The organism is Chitinophaga niabensis (assembly GCF_039545795.1).
In the GTDB taxonomy this organism is placed as follows: Bacteria; Bacteroidota; Bacteroidia; order Chitinophagales; family Chitinophagaceae; genus Chitinophaga; species Chitinophaga niabensis_B.
In genome coordinates, this window is sequence record NZ_CP154260.1 from 2,789,762 (window position 1) to 2,809,774 (window position 20,013).

A 20,013-nucleotide genomic window follows, 5' to 3' on the forward strand; every position below is an offset into this window, starting at 1 on the left:
TTACGAATTACGCTGATTTGACTGTTATGTGGAAGCACCGGCCTATATTTTCATCAACAGGCGGAAAAGATGACTGCTGCCATCGTCATTATCTGCCACCAGTATAAGTTCCGGAGAATTGCCTGATTCCCGCAAACAAATTGATTCTATCTTCTTTTTAAAGAAAAGTGGCGAAATACCTTCCAGCCGGACCCATTCATCCGGCCAAACCCTGTCTTTCAGGAGTGCCATGGAAGCATTCCGGATCAATCCTACCCTGCTCTCTCCTATCTCACCGTCATCATACACATTAGCCGTATCTTCAGAGGAGGCTGTAAAGAACAACCAATCCCTTTCAGGCCACCAGGCGAGGCCGGAAATACCGGTAAACCCGGTTGTTTCCTCCGGCAATATCAACTCGCTGCAATGCGTGCTGGTGGGACTTTTCCATACATCCACCACCGGGCTGTATATCAGTGTATTATACGGATGATGTTTATGCCCCCTGTTTCCCAGCAGGATGCCGCTTCCAAAAGCTGTAGCCGCTTCTATGTTAAGCTCAGTCAGCCCATGGCTGCGCAATTGTGTATAAAACGGCCCAAGGTTCAGTATTGATGGGGACTCTTGCCCAAAATCCCAGAGCGCGGCATGGTCCCGCTGCGGGGAAAGAGAACCGGAACCCAGCAACAGCAATGCTTTACTCCCTTCCGTTCCCACAATTGCCAGGCTTTCCCAATCCCTTTTTTCCTTTTTGGGTATCCTGTATTGATCCGGCCCCGGAATGGGCGTAACACTAACCAAAGCAAAATCATCATCCAGGGAATAGATGCAACTGGCATCATCCCCTGCGATGTAAAAAAGGCCGTTATGGTATTCAATACCTGAAGCGGAAGGGATATCCGGAAATTCAACGGAGGAATGCAATGAGAGGATCATCCTTCAAACTTAAAATTTTATATCGAAATTGCGGCCCTATGCTTTCATTTGCAGATCATATCATTCAGTTCAATACACACCTGAGCTTTACCGGCAAATTACCGGAGGGTATCCGCATCATGAACCCTTTTAAGGAACAACCGGGCGTGGTAGAAACCATGACGAAGTTCTATAAGAAATTCTACCAGGACCATCACCCGCGGCGCATGATCGTAGGCATCAATCCCGGGCGGCTGGGCGCAGGCCTTACAGGAGTTCCTTTCACAGACTCCCACCGGCTGGCAGACCCTTGCGGCATTATTATCCCGGGTATCAAAACATTTGAACCTTCTTCTGTTTTTGTGTATGATGTGATCGCCGCATATGGCGGCCCGGAAGCATTCTACAGGGATTTCTACATCGGCTCCATGTCTCCCCTGGGCTTTACCGCATTGAAAGCCGGTGGAAAAGAAGTGAACTACAATTACTACGACAGCAAAGCCTTAACCGCAGCAGTATATGATTTCATGGTATCCAATATCCACAAACAACTGGATTTTGGGATGGACCGTTCCGTGGGTTATTGCCTGGGAACGGGTAAAAATGCAGCGTTCCTTACCCAACTGAATGAGAAGGAACGCTTCTTTAAAAAGATTGTGCCGCTGGAGCATCCAAGATTTGTAATGCAATACCGCAACAAACGGAAACAGGAATATATCGATAAATACCTTGCCGCTTTCAGTGACTATTGAAAACGCAGTGTATCCGTTACAGATCCGCAGGTAAGCATGGCATCACCAAAATAAGGGTTCAGGATCTCTGCTTTATCGCTTAACCAGTAAGCGCCTTTATCATTAAACGCCATCGGGCAATATTGCCGGTAAACGGTGCTGCCTTTCAGGCCCGTTGCCTTCACCAGGTCATACATCATTTCAGAAACCATATTGAAAGACTCCCTGCGTGCATCCAGACCGCCTTTTTCTATTAGCAGGCCCTGTAATTCCGCCGCAATATCGCCGGCATTCACTTCCAGCTGGCTTCCCCGGGCTGAATCCACTCCCAGTCTGGCAATCGGAAGGCTATCCAGGTGCTGTTTCAGGGAAACAGCCGCCAGGTCTGCTGCCAGGGTATCTGATTTCACCAAAGCGCCGGAGAGTTGGTAATAGGCCGTCATGGTTAGCTTCAGCGAATCGTAAAATTCATCGGAAAACGGCGCCTGCAGGTCGCCGGAGGTGGTTTGTGCTGTTGTATCTGCCGAAGATCTGGTGCCAGATTGCTGGCAGGCTGCGAACAAGGCTGCTGTAGCTAATATCCAAACATATTGATTCAAACGCATACGATATGATTTGTGACAAATATAGCACCAAAAAATGTACTATCTTTGCGCGTTTAATAGCAATTTAAGTATGCTCATCGCACTGCAGGACATAACATTCGAATTCGGCGCAAGAACCATCATCAAAGATTCTTCCTTGCATATTATTCCGGGAGACCGCATCGGGCTGATCGGCCTGAACGGTACCGGTAAATCCACCCTTCTCCGCATTATCAACGGAGAATACTCCATTTCCAAAGGAAGTGTGAATAAGATCCGCAACCTGAGCCTTGGCTTCTTTAACCAGGACCTCCTGAGTTTTGAAACAGACGACAACATCCTCAATGTGGGCATGACGGCGTTCGCTGAAGCGCTGAAGGTGGAAAAAGAACTGGAAGAACTCACCGAAAAACTGGAACATACCCAGGATGAAGCCACCCTGCATGCGTACAGCGATAAACTGCATGAATTCGATATCCTCGATGGTTATAACATCCGCCATAAAACAGCTACCGTGCTGGAAGGCCTTGGTTTTACCACGGCAGACCTGGAACGCCCTTACAACCAATTCTCCGGAGGATGGCGTATGCGGGTACTGCTGGCCAGGATCATCCTGCAAAAGCCGGATGTATTAATGCTCGATGAACCTACGAACCACCTTGACCTTCCATCCATCGAATGGCTGGAGAAATACCTTTCCAATTACGATGGTGCAGTGATCATCGTGTCCCACGACCGGTATTTCCTGGACAGGATGGTGAACAAAGTAGTGGAGTTATATCAACAGGAACTCCATCACTATGCCGGTAACTACTCCGATTATGAAGAGGAGAAAGTAATGCGCCGCGAATTACAGCAACGCGCTTACGAAAACCAGCAGGATTATATCAAACAACAGGAACGTTTTATAGAACGATTTAAAGCGAAAGCATCCAAAGCTGCACAGGCACAAAGTATTGCCAAACGGCTGGATAAGATCGAAAGGATTGAACAAACGGATAGCGGTCCATCCAAGATCAGGATGAACTTTACCGTAGATAAAATGCCCGGTAAGATCCTCACTACTTTGGAGAATGTGAGCAAATCTTTTGGCAACCTCACCATTTTGAAAAATACCAGTGCAGAGATCAACCGCGGAGATAAAATTGCCCTGATCGGTGCCAACGGTAAAGGTAAATCCACCCTGCTCCGTGTGATTGCAGGAACGGAACCATTTGAAGGGAACCGTGTTCCAGGCCATAACGTAGTTACCAGTTTCTATGCACAGCACCAGCTGGAGGCATTACATATGGATAATGAGATCCTGGAAGAGCTGAAGAGCGTAGGCAGCGGTCGTTCCGAAGTGGAACTGCGTACCCTGCTGGGTTGTTTCCTGTTCCAGGGAGATGATGTTTTCAAAAAGATAAGGATCCTTTCCGGAGGAGAAAAAGCCCGTGTGGCATTGGGTAAAGTGATCATTGGCCAGGCTAACTTCCTGCTGCTGGATGAGCCCACCAACCACCTGGATATGAACTCTGTTGAGATGCTGATCGATGCATTGGGTAAATATGAAGGCAGCCTGGTACTCGTGTCGCACGACCGGTATTTTGTAAGCAAAACTGCTAACAAGATCTGGGAGATCGTAGATGGAGAGATCAAGGAATTCAAAGGCAATTATACAGAGTGGGAAGAATGGAAGAAACGCCAGGCATTGGCAGCAGCACCACCCAAGGCTGAAAAAAAAAGTCCTCCAATAGCCCAGCCAGTGCAGGCACCGCAAAAAACGTCTATTGATAAAGACCTGAAGCGGGAACTGCAAAAACAACAAAAGCAGGCACAGCAACTGGAAGAGCGGATCAGCAAGCTGAAAGAGCAACTGAAGCAACTGGAGACAGATATGGCCAGCCCGGATGTATACGGTGACAAGCAGAAATTCCGCAACACGGAAGATGCGTATAAGAAAGCCAACACAGAACTCACTAAAGCGAATGCAGAATACGAGGAAGTGTTTGAAAAAGTGATGGAGCTGGAAGAGAAAATGAATGGATAAGATTATTTAAAGTATAGATAAAAAAGGCTGCCTTACGAAGGTGGCTTTTTTTATTTTTAGTATTTTGCATTCCTATGAAAAAACTATTCCTATTCCTATTCCTCTTCATTTGCCTTTCAAACACCCTGCATGCACAGGATTTCCCCGATATGCGCAGTTGGTCGTTATACGGTGACTCTATAGAACGCTATATCTTTGCAGACACCGCATTTGTGCGTATCACACCAGATACAAAACAAGCTCCTATAGACACCCTGCTGGCCGGTGACAACATCACTATAGTAAACATCACGCACAATGCCCTCACCATCCGCGGTCTCAAAGGCCCCTGGTTGCAGGTGAGCTATCAGAAAAACGGTGAATCAAAAACCGGCTACATCTGGCAGGGCCTGGTGAGCTGTGCCCCCATGCGCCGTGGAGAGATCAAATTTGTATATGGCATTGAGCGCCGTGCAGATAGCGTGTCCGCCTCCAAAGACACGATACACCGGTACCTGGTAAGACTTAAGGTAATACAGAATGGCAGCATCCTCGCTAAAGCCGCATTTGTAACAGACGATGATGAAAGCGCCAATTTCAGCATGGGTAAAGTCATGAGCGGAATGGGTTTAACCAATGTACAATATATCATTGTACTCACTTTTAGCGGCGAAGCCTGCGCCATCCCTACGTATGACTATTATTTTGCCCTCACCAAAGATAATCAGCTGATCCGCCTGCCTGAAAAAACCAATATCGGCGATGCCGGTGTTTTCTACCATGCAGAATCATTCACTTTCCCTAATGAAAAGAATGGCAAGCCAGACATGGTGATCTGGGATATGATCGAAGAAGAAACCACAGAGAAAGTAGATAAAGACGGCAACGAAATATTGAAGGTAACCGGTAAAAAAACGGTGAATTATGCCTGGGATGCGGTGAATGGTAAGTTTACTGTCGCGAAATAAATCACTTAACGCTTCATATTGAAATGGCCTGACCCCTGTATGCTCTTTAAAAACCTTACAGAAGATAGCGGAAGAATTATATCCGCAAAGGTACGCTGCATCGGCCATCTGCCGCAATGTAATTTGCCCGTGCAGGTTTTCTTTCCCGAACTTTATAACCTTTTGTGTATTTTTTATAAAAACCTCAGGTAGGTTAATTATATTATAGAAATAACTCAGCAGGTTATCTTAAATGGACCCTGCACTTTTATTTTTATAAACATGAAAAAAGATCTGCGAAGCCAAAAATGGTTTGGAAAAAAAGGCAAAGATGGATTTATATACCGGGCCTGGATGAAAAACCAGGGCATCCCCGATTATGAATTCAGGGGCAAACCTGTTATCGGGATCTGTAATACCTGGTCTGAACTCACGCCTTGCAACGCTCATTTCAGGGAACTGGCAGAATCTGTCAAACGGGGTGTGATCGAAGCGGGAGGATTACCACTTGAGTTCCCTGTAATGTCGCTCGGAGAAACACTCATAAAACCCACAGCAATGCTTTACCGGAACCTGGCAAGCATGGATGTGGAAGAATCCATCCGTGCCAATCCGCTGGACGGAGTTGTGTTATTGTGTGGTTGCGATAAAACAACACCATCACTGGTGATGGGTGCCTGCAGCGTGGATCTCCCAACGATTGTGGTTTCCGGCGGAGCCATGCTAACCGGCAAATACAATGGCAAGGATATTGGAACAAGTGATCTATGGCGCTTTTCCGAAGATGTCCGCTCAGGAATTATGAGTGAAGAAGAGTTGAATATAGCAGAATCCGGTATGTGCAGGAGCCGTGGTCATTGCGCAGTTATGGGCACCGCTTCATCAATGGCTTGTATGGTGGAAGCACTGGGCTTATCTCTTCCCGGCAATGCCGCCATCCCGGCGGTTGATGCCAACAGGAAGGTATTGGCGCAGTTATCCGGAAAAAGGATCGTGGAAATGGTCCGGGAAGATCTCAGGTTATCAGCGATCCTTACACGACAGGCATTTGAAAATGCTATAAGGATAAACGCAGCTGTTGGCGGGTCTACCAACTTCGTTATTCATCTACTGGCTATTGCCGGCAGAATAGGCATATCATTAAAACTGGAAGATTTTGACCAGTTCTCCCGTAACATTCCCCTTATTGCCAATCTTCAGCCATCAGGTAAATATTTCATGGAGGACTTCTATTACGCCGGGGGATTGCCTGCAGTAATGAAACAGATCGAAAATCATTTACACGGTGATTGCGTTACTGTAAATGGAAGGAAGATCGCTGAAAATATCAAAAATGCGAAAACATGGAATACTGAAGTTATTGCGCCCGCTGATGCTCCCGTTAATATACACTCCGGAATTGCAGTGCTGAAAGGCAGCCTGTGTGAGAATGGAAGTGTTATTAAACCGTCAGCTGCAAGCCCTCAATTAATGAAACACAAAGGAAAGGCTGTTGTATTTGAAAATATTGAAGATTATAAGGCACGTATCAATGATCCATTGCTTGATGTTAACGAAACCAGCGTGCTGGTGCTCAAAAACGCCGGACCCAAAGGTTATCCCGGAATGCCGGAGGTTGGAAATATGGGCCTCCCCACCAAACTGCTGCTCAAAGGAGTAACAGACATGGTACGGATTTCGGATGGAAGGATGAGTGGAACCGGATTTGGAACGGTTGTGCTGCATGTTTCACCGGAAGCGGCAGAAAACGGAACATTTGCCCTGGTAGAAAATGGAGACCTGATAGAACTTGATGTGGAAAACCGGGTATTAAATCTACTTGTAGACCCAATGGAACTCAACAATCGGAAAAATAAGCGTGTTGCCTTTAAAAGCCCATTCAACCGGGGCTATGTACGCCTGTTCATTGATCATGTTGAACAGGCAGACAAAGGAGCCGATTTTGATTTTCTTAAAGGCGGGTCTGGCAGCGAAGTATCCAGAGACTCTCACTAATATTTTTCAGCATGAACTTTAGTAACAAAACAGCCATCGTAACTGGAGCGGGCCAGGGGATTGGATTTGAGATCTGCCGGCAACTTGCAAAATATGGAGCCACGGTATTGCTGAACGACATTGATGAGGAACTGGCAAACAATGCGGCGGAAAAAATAAGACTTGAAAATGGGAACTGTATTTCAGTAGCAGGAGACAGTGGCGACCCGGGCTTCGTCAATGATCTGGTACAACAAGCTGTTGCCGCTAACGGGCATCTTGATATTGCTATTGCAAATGCCGGTATCACCTTATTCGGGGATTTTCTTTCGTATCCTGCGGAGTCACTTTATAAGGTGCTTCATGTAAACATAGGGGGAACATTCTTTCTTGCCCAGGCAGCCTCCCGGCAGATGAAATTACAGGGCACCGGAGGCGCCTTACTTTTCACTTCTTCCGTAACCGGGCATCAGGCACACAAAGACCTCGCTGCTTATTCGATGACAAAGGCCGCGCTGGAAATGTTAGCCAAAAACCTGGTAGTTGAAGTGTCAGCATATGGTATAACTGTCAATACAGTAGCTCCCGGAGCTACGCTCACCGAGCGAACAGAAAGCGATCCCGGATATGCTTCAACCTGGTCACGCATCACCCCCATGGGCAAACCCGCATCTGTAGGCGATATCGCGAGTGCAGCTTTGTTCCTTGTATCCGACCACGCAAGGCACATCACCGGACAGACCCTGCTGGTAGATGGAGGATGGACAGCCACCAGCCCCTCACCCTATTAAGGAACTTTTATCATCCAGGGCAAAGGCAACTTAAGCATCGCTGCTTTTCCTCAACAATAAATTGTCTGCCAATTGACCCATAGACGGCCAGCGTAGCAACACCGGGCGCCGGAAGAGCTATTAGAAGTATTCACTTGCTCAGATCTGTACTTGAAAAGCGCCTCTAACTTGTCTTGACCTTATTCCATAGAATATCAGTAAATTCATTTTAACATCATTAAGCTTATGATAAGAGTTCTTATCTGCCTTTTGTGCTGTGCGTTATCCCTTCAAAAAACCCATGCTCAGCTTTTACTCACGCAGCAGGATAGCAGTATAGCCATATACGACCTGGCCAGCAATAACGTAGTAGAACTCTTCCCAAAAATAACCGGGCATTTATCCGGTTATCGCATCTCAAACGATTCGATCTTCTGTTACATTACCCACAATGGGGTGATTACAGCTGAACCCTTTGCATTGAGCAGGATCAGCAGCCCCGTTCCAAAGATCCGGGAAGCCGACTACATTCAGCAGATAGAACATGACACCATCGTTCATATTTCAGAAAGGGAAAAGCTTATTGCTACCAGAAATTGCATTGGATTGTGTGTAGACCACAACATACGCTGGACATTGTTCGGCAAGGGCATAGTTAATTGTATTGATTGTAAAGCGTCCTTATCTGAAAACGGCCAGATTAACCTGTCAGGGATAAGTATAGATCCCGGTAAAACCGGTTTTTTATATGTTGCGGCCAAGTGGGGATTTGTTGTTAGTTATAGCAAGATCTATCATGTTGACTTAAAGAACGGTGCTAAAAAATTGCTGGTGAAACGCGCGGGTAACCCCTATTATTCTCCTGATGGGCTATATATTCTTTATAGAAATGCATATAAGGAAGAATATAAGGTCATGCAAAAAACAGGCAGCAAAATGGCGTACAGGTTTAACAAGGCCTATTGGGTGTATGAGAAGATATAAGTGTTAATCCAAAAAAACCACAAAAGTCTTAATATAGATCAACATTTTTTGGTGCCCTATTCCGTACGTTGCTATTTCACCAAAAACAAATACGTTATGGCAACACAAACAGGAGTTATCAAGTATGAAGGCAAGCTGGACGAAACCATCGGTTACAACCGCAAGGGAAAACGCTGCATCCGCCGCCTGCCTAAACATGTACGGAGAAGTATTGCCACGATACTTTCCGGCACCGACTTTGGCACCGCCAGCAAGGCGGGCAAACTGATCCGCCGGGCCTTATTACCCGGCCTGGATATCAGGCTGGATCATACCCTCACCAACCGGCTCAACAAAGAGATGCTGAAGGTACTTTATACAGGCAGCCGGGAACGTGGCCACAGAAGTATCCAAAACAAAGCGCTCGAACTATTGAAGGGATTCCAATTCAATAAAACCACCGGGCTGGACAGGCTCTTACCTTTTCCCATCCCCAAAGTAGTGCAGGATGGCGATAAGTTACGGATCGCTATACCAGCTATGGAAGCCAAAGCCATCCGCCATGCCGGTAATACAACGCACATTGAGATCAAAGCGGTTGCAGCAGGTGTGAACTTTAATGGTGGTGATCAGGAACAGGCGGTATCAGACAAAGTATTGTTTAACATTCACCAACCGGCAGCGGCTACAGAATTAGTACTTCCTTTCAAAGCAGGGCAGGCAGAAACGATCGTGGTCTTACAGGTAAGGGCATTTAGTGAAGACAATGGTATCTTGTATGCATCGGGCAATAAGAAATACTGTGCAGCGGATATCATTGATGTTATTCCATCTTTCACTGAAGAGGAAACAGGAACACCGGCACACGCAGCAGAACCATCCCTTTCCCTGCTGCACACTGATAAAACCTACGCTGCGCCTCAGAAGGAATGATTACAAATGAGGCGGGTGACAAAAATTGATGTGAAGCGTTCCTTCCGCCGGAAAATCAATGTGCATAATGGAAAAACAGCACATTATTTGCAGTAAATTTGTAGAATGGAAACACAATATCCGAACAACCTTCTCTTTCCATTAGCTAAAAAGCAGCTTTTAGCACCCAACACCCCAAACTTAAGCCCTAAACATTAACCCCACATCATCTCCACCACAAGTACACATCATCTCCACATCAAGTCCACCTATCTCCCGGTATTCTCTCGTCAATCCCTTAACTGTCCTGTATTGTTCCTCTATACTACACCCCAGATACACGGCCAGTAACCTTCTTACTGCCCAAAGCATAAGATAACACAGCAACAACAACCCTCTTACTGCCCCGAAGCATATGATAACACGGCAGCAATAACCTTACTATTCCCCCAAAAGCATAAGATATGACAACACAGCAACACCTCCCTTCCCGTTAAAAAATAAATATTGATTTTCAAGGTCTTCTACTCCTCCCCAAAGAAATATCAAAATAAATACGCGCAAGTCAAAACTTGCACATATATTTGCAAGAAATTACTTGCGCATTATGAACCAGACGAGAGACATCTTTCAGGCAATAGCAGACCCAACCCGCAGGCAAATTATAGGAATGCTCGCTGGAAAATCATTGAACGTAAATGCCATAGCCCAGGAATTTGATATGACCCGGCAGGCAGTTTCATTACATGTCCAATTCCTGAACGATTGTGGTCTTATTGTGATCAAACAACAAGGCAGGGAAAGATATTGCGAAGCAAAATTCGAAAGATTGAATGAAGTCAGAGACTGGATAGATCAATACCGGAAATATTGGGACAATAAATTTGACGCATTAGAAGGTTACCTGGATAAAATTCAAAAAAAGAAGAAATAAGAAGATACACAACCTGAAAACTATCTTAAAACACTAGCAGATGCATAAAATAATTTCAGCAACTGGTATTGCTCTTGCCATGCTTTTCTTCACAGGATTCCGGGAAGTAGAAAAAGCTCCCGTAGCAATAGCTGACAAAGCTATTCCTGAAGAAAAAAAAGCGCTTTTGAATAAAATTGTAGGGCGCTGGATAACGCAAACAAACATCCATGCAAGGAATGGTCAGCCGGCCTCAAAAGTAATTGGCAGTGATGTATGGCAATGGTCGCCAGATGGAAATTTCCTCCTGCATATCGCTTATGGCATTCGTGATAAAAATGGTTTCGGTGGAATGGAAATTACTGGTTACAACGCAAAAACAGGTGGCTTTGATAGTTACAACTTTAACCCGGATGGTAGTTTTTCCATGGGTACCCTTACCATTGATAACAATACCTGGATATGGAGCAGCGACAATGTGAGAACAACAGGTGTAATGGATGGAGACGGTAAACTGCTGCCTGTAAAACATGAAATTACAGAAGATGGTAAAACTTATGAAGTGTTCATGGACGGCGTGCTAACTAAAGGTGCAGATCTTTAAAATAAAAACAGAACTATATGAGAAAAGTAATTTCATTTATGCACATATCGCTTGACGGTTTTGTTGCAGGCCCGAACGGAGAACTGGATTGGGTGAAAGTAGACGAAGAAATTTTCAGTCATGTTGGTACGCGGATAAACGAAGGCGACACGGCATTATACGGACGGGTAACTTACCAGATGATGGAAGGTTACTGGCCTACCGCAGGAGACAAACCCAACGCCTCTAAACACGACATCGAACATTCAAAGTGGTATAAAAATGTGCACAAAGTTGTTTTATCAAAAACAATGAAAAATGAAGGTTTGACTAACACCACGATTATCAGTGATAACCTTACGGACAAAATAAATGAAATAAAACAACAACCAGGCAATAATATCCTGATTTTTGGCAGCCCTTCAGCAACACATGCACTTCTTCAGCAGAATTTAGTAGACGGCTTTTGGTTGTTTTTAAATCCAATTATTCTTGGACAGGGAATTCCATTGTTTAAAGGCATTAAAGACAAAATAAAACTAAACCTCTTGCCTGGTACCCGGCAATTTACCTCCGGTGTTACGGCATTGAATTATGCGGTTGACAAGTAATAGTGAAAAAAGGCGGCATTTGCTGCCTTTTTTCATTATCTTAAATACTGTATGAAGGTATTCTCACAGATCATCAACTGGCGCCTGCATCATGTATTCTTCTGGCTGGCCTTCTTTGTGGTATGGATCACACTAAGAATAGATGACTATCCTGATCTGTTACCTACTATCCTGGCCGGCCTCCTAAAAGTACTGTCGCTGGCCGGTGCCGTATACTTCACCAATTATGTGCTGATCCCCCGGCAGCTGTATACCAAACAATACCTTGCGTTCTTTTTAAGCTTTACAGCGTTGGTACTGGTTACCGGTTTCCTGGTGATCAAAATACTCAACCTCATCCTTAAGCCCTACGCCTCCAGTATCACCCACTGGCCCAATGCCACCTTCAACAGCCAGGTCTATGATGTATACATCCCGCTGTTCTTTATGGTGGGCGCAGCCGCAGGTATTAAATTCTATATAGACCAGTTAAGGACTTTACACCGCCTGCAGGGCGCATTAAGAGCAGGTGCCGAACAGGAGCTGCAATATTTAAGAGCTCAGATCAACCCTCATTCGCTCTTCAATTCCCTCAACACTATTTACTTCCTCATTCATAAAGAGAATAAAGAAGCGAGGGAAACACTGATGAAATTTTCTGACCTGCTGCGTTATCAGTTGTATGATTGTAATACAGACAGGATAGCTATAGAGAAGGAGATCCGGTATCTCAGGAACTATGTGTCCATCCAGCAGTTAAGGCATGATGAAAAATATAACATCAGCTTTCATACAGATGAAACCGTAAAAGACTTCAGCATTGCCCCGCTCCTGCTGATCACCTTTGTGGAGAATGCGTTCAAACATGTATCCGCCCATGAGCAAAACCACATCAACATCACCCTCAAAAAAGAGCATCAAAAACTGCAACTAAAAGTATACAACACCAAAGAGAGCAGAACACAGCACGAAGAGCCTGGCGGCATTGGACTGGCCAATGCGAAAAGAAGACTGGAACTGCTGTACCCGGATAAGTATACATTGGATATTTCAGACAACAGCACTACATTTACGGTCACCCTAATCCTTGACGTATCATGAAGATCCGCTGCATCATAGTTGATGATGAACCACTGGCCCGCAAAGGCCTGAAGGAATACATCGCAGACGTGAGTTTCCTCGAACTCGCCGGTGAATATGATTCTCCTGTAAAAGCAGCGGAAATACTGCAACAGGAACAGATAGACCTCATGTTCCTGGATATCCAGATGCCCCGCATGACGGGGATTGAATTCCTCCGTTCACTTCCCCAGCCACCACAGGTGATCTTCACCACTGCCTATCCGGATTATGCCGTAGAAAGTTTTGAACTGAATGTACTGGATTACCTTGTGAAACCCATTTCCTTTGAGCGTTTCATGAAAGCCGTACTGAAAGCAAAAAATCAGCAGAAGAACACCACTTCTTATTTCTTTATCAAGTGCGATAATAAACTGGAAAAGATCGCCTACCAGGATATCCTCTATGCAGAGGCGCTGCAGAATTATGTGGCCATCCACACTTCGTCCCGCAAATTCATCACTTACCTCACTTTTAAAGGTGTGGAAGATTATCTGCCGGCAGACCAGTTCGTGAAAGTACATAAGTCCTTCATCGTAGCGCTGGATAAAATAGATAGTATAGAAGGAAATGAATTACTGGTAGGGCCGCACCATATTCCCATCAGCAGGAACTTAAAGGAAGAAGTGATGGAAAAGATATTGAATAACAGGTACCTGAAAAGATGATCATTCCTTTACCTGCAGCATATCGCTCACCATCTTCAATAACTCCTTATCCAGCTCTGTTGCTTCAACATGGCAATTGATCAGTTCTTTCTGTGCGGCAGCTTCCTGCAGTGGATGCAGGCTCAGGCACCCCGCTACTACCTTCCCTACTTTCCAATCCAGCGCAAGCACTTTGGCCATTACAGGTGCCAGGGTATTGTACCGCTCTGCATCCTGTACCGCCAGCTGAACACGGGAAGCCATCAGGTCGCTTAATTGTTTATGCATTTCTGCATTGTAGGTTTTGATATTGCCCCTTATCGCAGCAGGACTGTGCTGTACTGACCAGCAAAGCCAGCTAATGGAATGGATGCAGGAAGCAAGATGTTTGGTCAATTCAGCAAGGGCATCCGGTTTTGCCCTGAAGTGCCGGATAAATAAAATTCCGATGACTAATACAGGTACGCCTATCAACGCACCTTCTAGTATCTTAAGCCATATTTCCTGGGAGAAGGTCAACATACTGGGATAACATTTGCTATAAAATTTAGCAAAAATCCAGAGACTTTTATCCCTACTTCGTGCTATCTCCACTGCGGTCCCGCTTCCGCTTGTTGAACAACATCAATCCCTTATCTATCCCTTTCCGCATCTCCACTTGTTCTTCCTCCGGTAAGGCCAGTACTGCGGTACATTCTTCACTACAACATCCATTGTATTTCGCTGCACATGTAGCGCACTGGATAAATAAAAGGTGACATCCTTCGTTCGCACAATTGGTGTGATCATCACAGGGTTCTCCGCATTGATGGCACTGGCTGATCACTTCATCACTGATCCTTTCTCCAAGGCGTTCATCAAACACGAAGTTCTTTCCACGGAACTTATTGGGCAAGCCCCACTCCTTTGCTTTGTTGGTATATTCAATAATACCACCTTCCAGGTGGAATACATTTTTAAACCCCTGATGCAACATGTACGCAGACGCCTTTTCACAACGGATCCCGCCGGTACAATACATAATGATGTTCTTCTCCTTCTTGTCCTTCATCATATCCACCGCCATGGGTAATTGTTCCCGGAATGTGGAAGAAGGTACCTCCAATGCATTATCAAAATGCCCTACCTCAAATTCATAATGGTTACGCATATCTATGATCACCGTATCCGGGTCTGCCGTGAGTTCATTGAATTCCCTGGCATTCACATATTTACCCCGGTTATCCATATCAAATGCCGGATCAGTGATACCATCCGCCACGATCTTTTCCCGCACTTTTATCTTTAATACCCAAAAGGATTTCCCATTATCGTCTACCGCGATATTCAGCCGGATGCCTTTCAGGAATGAAATGGAATCCAGGTGCTGGCGAAATTCCTCAAAGTGATGCGCAGGAATACTCACCTGTGCATTAATTCCCTCATTTGCTACGTAAATGCGGCCGAAAACCTGGAGTTTGAAAAGTGCTTCGTAAAGCTGGTTCCGGAAGACCTGTGGGTCTGCAATTTTGGCGTACTGGTAAAAGGAAACCGTAACGCGCTCAAAGGTTTCTGCTGCTAACCGGCTCTTTAGCTCGGTGGCAGACAATCTGTTATGTAATACCATGGTGAAATTTTAAGGACCAAAGCCGGTGGAACAAAATTTCTGTCAAGCCATATGACGGCATGACGCCGCAAAGTTACACAAAAAAATTATCCACAGAAACTACCGTAAATACCCTCCCGGTTAACCCATTGGAAACCATAACAATTTATTAATATTAATTATTTATAAGTTTTAAGCATGCGATCTGCCACCAAAAAATGTGGCACGCTATTGGAATATTACCATAACATTAACACAAATGGACAGTGTGGAATGCAATATTTCCTGACCCCCTTAAATGAATCTATATGAGTATCTACGTTTTCTATTTCTTCGCTGTGATCATCGGTTTGTGGGCTTATAGGTTAGCCGCATATTTCTTTGGTGGAAATCCGAAGACCTCCCGGAACTCCCAGGCAAGGAGTGAAAAGAGAAGAGTAGCACGCTACTAAAGTTATTTTCAACTATATCCTGGCAAGCAATCAAAAAATATAAAAAACGAGGTACCTTACAAGGCCTCGTTTTTTTATGGGCTTCACTTATGAAACAGCTGTTACTATTCTTATTCCTCCCCTCTGCGGTATTTGCACAGGATTATAAAACAAAGGAGAACATCCGTTATTACAGTACTTCTGCGGACAGTTATATGGATCAGCAGTGCGTATTGGATATCTACTATCCCGCCAACACCAAAAACTTCAGTACGGTGGTCTGGTTTCACGGTGGCGGTATTACCGGCGGCAATAAAGAGATCCCCGAAGCTTTAAAAGGAAAAGGACTGGCCATCATAGGGGTCAAATACCGCCTTTCTCCCAAAGTACAGGCGCCCGCCTATATTGAAGATGCGGCAGCAGCCATTGCCTGGGCTTTCAAACACATTGCGGAATATAATGGGGATACCAACCGGATCTTTATCTCCGGGCATTCTGCCGGGGCTTATTTAGGCAGTATGGTCACCCTCAACAAAGAATACCTCGCTAAATATCAAATAGATGCGAATAAAATAGCCGGCCTTATTTCCCTGAGCTCCCAGGCCATCACCCATTTTACCATCCGCAAAGAACAGGGTATCAAAGACATTCAGCCCACCATAGATAAATATGCACCACTTTATCATGTAAGAGCAGATGCCCCTCCTGTACTCCTCATTACGGGCGACCGGGAAATGGAAATGTTAGGCAGGTATGAAGAAAACGCCTACTGGGCACGCATGATGAAGCTGGCAGGGCATAAAAGAACAACACTCTACGAATTACAAGGGTTTGGTCACAATATGACGGCACCGGCTTTCCCCCTGCTGTTGAAGTTTATAGCAGAGACTAAATAAATTGAGGAAAAAACGCTAAGAAAATCATGTAATACTGCTTTATCTCTATAGATATCTTAAAACAACCAAGCAATTACATGAAACTCAGCTTCTCTCTCCTCGCATTATTAGCTCCTGCGGTGACTTTTGCACAAAAACCTAATTTCAGTATCTCCGGCAAACTCGGTAAGCTGGATAAACCTGCCAAAGTTTATATTGATTATGCAGATGCCACCGGGCACGGCAAGGAAGACTCTGCCGCTGTAGTGAATGGGGTATTTACCCTCACAGGAAATGTTACCGGTTATACTACCGCCCGTATGTCCCTGGACCATGAAGGGAAAGGCAAACCCTTTTCCATTTATTCCCCCGGCGCTGATGTGATCTACTTCTATTTCGGGCCGGAACAGATCAAGGTAAGCTCCAAAGATTCTTTAAGCATTGCCACCTTTACCGGTTCTAAAATATACAATGAGCATGCTGCCTATAACAAAACCATCGGCGGCTCCATCATGGAACTCACGGCTATTTACCAAAAGGAGTATGCAGAGGCTTCAGCGGAAGACAAAAAAGATCCGGAATTCATGCAGGCACTCAATGCTAAACAAACGGAATTAAGGAAACAAAGAGGCGCAAAAATGATAGCATTTGCCAAAGCGAATCCTAACTCCTTCTTTTCCCTTGTAGGTTTATCCGAATCAGCCGGTATGTACACTGATATGGCAACCGCACAAACAATCCTCAGCAGCCTGAACAAAGACCTGCAGAAAATGGATATGGGAAAGGAACTGCAACAGCGTATTACTGCTGAAGGCCTTACTGCTGTGGGCAAACCAGCCCCTGCTTTTACCCAGAACGATGTAAACGATAAACCACTTTCGCTCGCCGATCTCAAAGGCAAGGTGGTATTGCTGGACTTTTGGGCAAGCTGGTGCAGCCCCTGCCGCGCAGAGAACCCCAACATGCTGAAACAGTATAAGATCTATAAAGACAAAGGCTTCGAAATCCTCTCCGTATCACTGGATTCCAAAAAGGAACCATGGGTAGAGGCTATCGCACAGGACGGCCTTCCCTGGCTGCATGTATCTGACCTGAAAGGCTGGAACAACGCCGTTGGACGCCTGTATGGTGTGAGAGGTGTACCTGCCTGTTACCTGATAGACAGAGATGGAAAGATCATTGCAGACAATGTACGTGGTGAAAAACTGAACACGAAGCTGGCAGAGATCTTTAAGAACTAATTATCCCTCTATTTATTTTTAAAACAAAGCCCTCCGGGGCTTTTAATTTTTCCTTCTGTATGAAAAGATCCAGGCTGCTGGCTATTTGCCTGACCATTATATCTGCCAACACTTACGGCCAAAAACAATTAGAAGCCACCATACATAAAGCTATCGCAAAAGCCTGGCCTGCGAGTGTGCGCATGTGGGGTTATGATACTGCCTCCAAACAGCAAATGAGCGCCCAGTTCAGCGCGGTGGTAGTAAGCCCCGATGGAGACATCCTTACTGCAGCACACACTTCCACACCTGGTAAAACATACAGGGTCATGTTCCCCGATGGTAAAGAAGCCATTGCCCTGGCACTTGGTAAAATAGAAATGGCGGACGATCCAACCATACCCGATGTATCTATGATGAAGATCATTACACCCGGTACCTGGCCATATGCAGAGATGGGATACTCTTCCTCTTTAAAGCTTAACCAACCCTGCATCAGCATAGCGTATCCTGAATCCTTAAGCCAACCACTGCCGGGTGTACGTTTTGGGATCATCACCAGTCTCGGTAATGAGCGCGGCTTTTTACAATCCACCTGTGCAATGGAGCCCGGCGACTCCGGCGGGCCGCTCTTTGATGAACAAGGGCGTGTAATTGGCATACACAGCGCTATCAGTGTGGAAGAATCATTGAATTACGAAATACCTGTGGACCTTTTCCGTAAGTACAGAACGGCACTGGCCATTGCTAAAAAATACAATGCCTTCCCTGCAAATGAAGATCCCATCAGCAAGGATCCGCTTGCAGCACAACCATCCCAATATGATGCAGTTTTCAGCACGGCAAAAAATGCCTGCCTGCTTATAACCAGTAAGGGAGATAGTATTTATGGTACAGCATTCCCCAACGCTTACGTTGTAAGCAAAAGTTCTATGGTGGGCAATGAACCACAGATACATATCGGCGGTAAAGTCTTTAAAGCATCCATTATTCGCCGCGACAGGGAAAATGACCTGGTACTGTTAAAAATGCAAGAACCTGTTAAAGGCGGCATTACACTCGCAAAAACAAAACCGGATAGTATCTCTTTTAAACAGCTGGGCCAATTCCTCGTGAGTCCACGCTTAGATACAACCAATGCTGTGAGCGTAGTTGGAACTTTACCCTTCAGCCTGCCAAAGATCAATAGCACCGGTTTTCTGGGTGCTTCCATCGCACAAAAAAGCGGGCCGCTGTTACTCACCTTCGTACGTAAAAACTCCCCTGCCGCCGCCAATGAACTTAAAGTAGGTGATGAGGTGATCAGCATCAATAGCGTTACGCTCAATAAAGCTGAAAACTTTACGGCAGCAATGCAACAATTCTGGCCTGGCGATACCATTAGCATCAGCCTGAAAAGAGAAGGAAATATTTATACCAGGCAGATTGTGCTGAGCGAAAAACCAAAGATACCAGCCACCCATCCGGCCGAGATGTTTGCCGGCGGTAAAAGCACACGCAGGGATGGATTTGAAAGGATCTTTGCACACGATGCCATCATAACACCTAAGCAATGCGGTGGCCCCGTGTTTGATGCAGCAGGTAATTTTATGGGGATCAACATAGCAAGGTACAGCCGCACCAGCACAGTGGTGATCCCTTCAGAAGTAGTATGGAAATTTATGCAGGAGCTGGCCTTTTAGGTCAGCTCTTTATTTTTCCGGTAAATATCCAGCGTACGGATGCCCAAAAGGGCGCTTCAGCTAAAAAACGCTGTGGTATCTGTTCTTCATTATGCCATACTATAAAACCTCTTGACCTCCCGCTTAAAGAATTGACCATTTTCTCGTAAACAACATTAACATCACCTTCTTTAATTTCTTCGAAACCATCATCGTACTCGCGCTCAAAGCTTAAGCACCATATTCGTTGGTCACCTAATAATATATTAAGCAGTTCTAAAAACCGGTCACTTAATTCTTGTTTTCTAACTTCCCCCTCTTCAATATTTTGAAGGCTCCAGATCTCATTGTGCAATTCATATATGCCTTTTTTTATTGAAAGGCATTGCCACCTCCTGATTTTTCGCATGTGGTTTGGCAATGCCCATAGCGTATTACAGTGGGGATCAACATCTCTTTTAACCACTTTAAAGCCATGAAAATAAACTTCTTCCGGTCCCTGTGGATAGGCAACGCCATCCCATTCGTAAACCGGCACCTTAAATTCAAGCCCTGGTGTCTTTGCGTCAAAAGGTATTATAATATCGAATGCCAGATCCATAAATT

Annotated in this window: 21 protein-coding genes; 16 read left to right on the plus strand and 5 right to left on the minus strand. The window is 45.3% G+C overall.

Annotation, left to right across the window (positions count from 1 at the left end):
- Nucleotides 1–42: 42 nt before the first annotated feature.
- Nucleotides 43–915: a DUF6929 family protein gene (locus AAHN97_RS11005; RefSeq protein WP_343307650.1), complete on the minus strand. Its 873-nt coding sequence runs from the start codon at nucleotides 913–915 to the stop codon at nucleotides 43–45.
- Between the two features lie 38 nt (nucleotides 916–953).
- Between AAHN97_RS11005 and AAHN97_RS11010 the strand changes: the two genes are divergently transcribed.
- Nucleotides 954–1,646 (plus strand): uracil-DNA glycosylase family protein, encoded by a 693-nt coding sequence (locus AAHN97_RS11010; RefSeq protein WP_343307651.1) that lies wholly within the window; start codon nucleotides 954–956, stop codon nucleotides 1,644–1,646.
- Here the strand turns inward: AAHN97_RS11010 and AAHN97_RS11015 are convergent.
- Nucleotides 1,640–2,230 (minus strand): DUF3347 domain-containing protein, encoded by a 591-nt coding sequence (locus AAHN97_RS11015; protein ID WP_343307652.1) that lies wholly within the window; start codon nucleotides 2,228–2,230, stop codon nucleotides 1,640–1,642. The two genes, AAHN97_RS11010 and AAHN97_RS11015, sit on opposite strands and share 7 nt — an antisense overlap.
- Before the next feature lie 70 nt (nucleotides 2,231–2,300).
- Between AAHN97_RS11015 and AAHN97_RS11020 the strand changes: the two genes are divergently transcribed.
- The 11 genes from AAHN97_RS11020 (at nucleotide 2,301) to AAHN97_RS11070 (ending at nucleotide 13,656) form a co-directional block, all read left to right on the plus strand.
- Nucleotides 2,301–4,238: an ABC-F family ATP-binding cassette domain-containing protein gene (locus tag AAHN97_RS11020; protein WP_343307653.1), complete on the plus strand. Its 1,938-nt coding sequence runs from the start codon at nucleotides 2,301–2,303 to the stop codon at nucleotides 4,236–4,238.
- A gap of 74 nt (nucleotides 4,239–4,312) precedes the next feature.
- Complete coding sequence (locus tag AAHN97_RS11025) at nucleotides 4,313–5,185, plus strand: SH3 domain-containing protein (protein ID WP_343307654.1); 873 nt, start codon at nucleotides 4,313–4,315, stop codon at nucleotides 5,183–5,185.
- 261 nt (nucleotides 5,186–5,446) lie between these two features.
- Nucleotides 5,447–7,159, plus strand: coding sequence for an IlvD/Edd family dehydratase (locus AAHN97_RS11030; RefSeq protein ID WP_343307655.1), 1,713 nt, complete (start codon nucleotides 5,447–5,449; stop codon nucleotides 7,157–7,159).
- 11 nt (nucleotides 7,160–7,170) lie between these two features.
- The gene (locus AAHN97_RS11035) at nucleotides 7,171–7,929 is read left to right on the plus strand and encodes an SDR family NAD(P)-dependent oxidoreductase (protein WP_343307657.1); all 759 of its coding nucleotides are present in this window, start codon (nucleotides 7,171–7,173) and stop codon (nucleotides 7,927–7,929) included.
- Nucleotides 7,930–8,154: 225 nt separating this feature from the next.
- Nucleotides 8,155–8,892, plus strand: coding sequence for a hypothetical protein (locus AAHN97_RS11040; protein WP_343307658.1), 738 nt, complete (start codon nucleotides 8,155–8,157; stop codon nucleotides 8,890–8,892).
- A 96-nt stretch (nucleotides 8,893–8,988) separates the two neighbouring features.
- Nucleotides 8,989–9,804, plus strand: coding sequence for a hypothetical protein (locus AAHN97_RS11045; protein WP_343307659.1), 816 nt, complete (start codon nucleotides 8,989–8,991; stop codon nucleotides 9,802–9,804).
- A 586-nt stretch (nucleotides 9,805–10,390) separates the two neighbouring features.
- Complete coding sequence (locus tag AAHN97_RS11050) at nucleotides 10,391–10,717, plus strand: ArsR/SmtB family transcription factor (protein WP_343307660.1); 327 nt, start codon at nucleotides 10,391–10,393, stop codon at nucleotides 10,715–10,717.
- Between the two features lie 40 nt (nucleotides 10,718–10,757).
- Nucleotides 10,758–11,300 carry a DUF1579 family protein gene (locus AAHN97_RS11055; RefSeq protein ID WP_343307661.1) on the plus strand — a complete coding sequence of 181 codons (543 nt, stop codon included), beginning with the start codon at nucleotides 10,758–10,760 and terminating at the stop codon, nucleotides 11,298–11,300.
- Between the two features lie 17 nt (nucleotides 11,301–11,317).
- A complete protein-coding gene (locus AAHN97_RS11060) occupies nucleotides 11,318–11,890 on the plus strand; it encodes a dihydrofolate reductase family protein (protein ID WP_343307662.1) in 573 nt (190 codons plus the stop codon).
- A 51-nt stretch (nucleotides 11,891–11,941) separates the two neighbouring features.
- On the plus strand, nucleotides 11,942–12,970 hold the full coding sequence (locus AAHN97_RS11065) for a sensor histidine kinase (protein ID WP_343307663.1): 1,029 nt from the start codon (nucleotides 11,942–11,944) through the stop codon (nucleotides 12,968–12,970).
- Nucleotides 12,967–13,656, plus strand: coding sequence for a LytR/AlgR family response regulator transcription factor (locus AAHN97_RS11070; protein ID WP_343307664.1), 690 nt, complete (start codon nucleotides 12,967–12,969; stop codon nucleotides 13,654–13,656). The genes AAHN97_RS11065 and AAHN97_RS11070 overlap by 4 nt, the downstream gene beginning before the upstream one ends.
- On the opposite strand, the gene AAHN97_RS11075 is transcribed toward AAHN97_RS11070, so the two are convergent.
- Nucleotides 13,657–14,157, minus strand: coding sequence for a hypothetical protein (locus AAHN97_RS11075; protein ID WP_343307665.1), 501 nt, complete (start codon nucleotides 14,155–14,157; stop codon nucleotides 13,657–13,659).
- A gap of 52 nt (nucleotides 14,158–14,209) precedes the next feature.
- Complete coding sequence (locus tag AAHN97_RS11080) at nucleotides 14,210–15,241, minus strand: rhodanese-related sulfurtransferase (protein WP_343307666.1); 1,032 nt, start codon at nucleotides 15,239–15,241, stop codon at nucleotides 14,210–14,212.
- A 287-nt stretch (nucleotides 15,242–15,528) separates the two neighbouring features.
- On the opposite strand from AAHN97_RS11080, the gene AAHN97_RS11085 reads away from it, so the two are divergent.
- From AAHN97_RS11085 to AAHN97_RS11100, 4 genes are all read left to right on the plus strand, one after another.
- Nucleotides 15,529–15,672, plus strand: coding sequence for a hypothetical protein (locus tag AAHN97_RS11085; RefSeq protein ID WP_343307667.1), 144 nt, complete (start codon nucleotides 15,529–15,531; stop codon nucleotides 15,670–15,672).
- A gap of 89 nt (nucleotides 15,673–15,761) precedes the next feature.
- Nucleotides 15,762–16,547: an alpha/beta hydrolase gene (locus AAHN97_RS11090; RefSeq protein WP_343307668.1), complete on the plus strand. Its 786-nt coding sequence runs from the start codon at nucleotides 15,762–15,764 to the stop codon at nucleotides 16,545–16,547.
- A gap of 77 nt (nucleotides 16,548–16,624) precedes the next feature.
- Nucleotides 16,625–17,767, plus strand: a complete 1,143-nt coding sequence (locus tag AAHN97_RS11095; protein WP_343307669.1) for a TlpA disulfide reductase family protein — start codon at nucleotides 16,625–16,627, stop codon at nucleotides 17,765–17,767.
- Nucleotides 17,768–17,826: 59 nt separating this feature from the next.
- Nucleotides 17,827–19,428, plus strand: coding sequence for a S1C family serine protease (locus AAHN97_RS11100; protein WP_343307670.1), 1,602 nt, complete (start codon nucleotides 17,827–17,829; stop codon nucleotides 19,426–19,428).
- Between the two features lies 1 nt (nucleotide 19,429).
- On the opposite strand, the gene AAHN97_RS11105 is transcribed toward AAHN97_RS11100, so the two are convergent.
- Nucleotides 19,430–20,008, minus strand: coding sequence for a hypothetical protein (locus tag AAHN97_RS11105; protein ID WP_343307671.1), 579 nt, complete (start codon nucleotides 20,006–20,008; stop codon nucleotides 19,430–19,432).
- Between the last annotated feature and the right edge of the window lie 5 nt (nucleotides 20,009–20,013).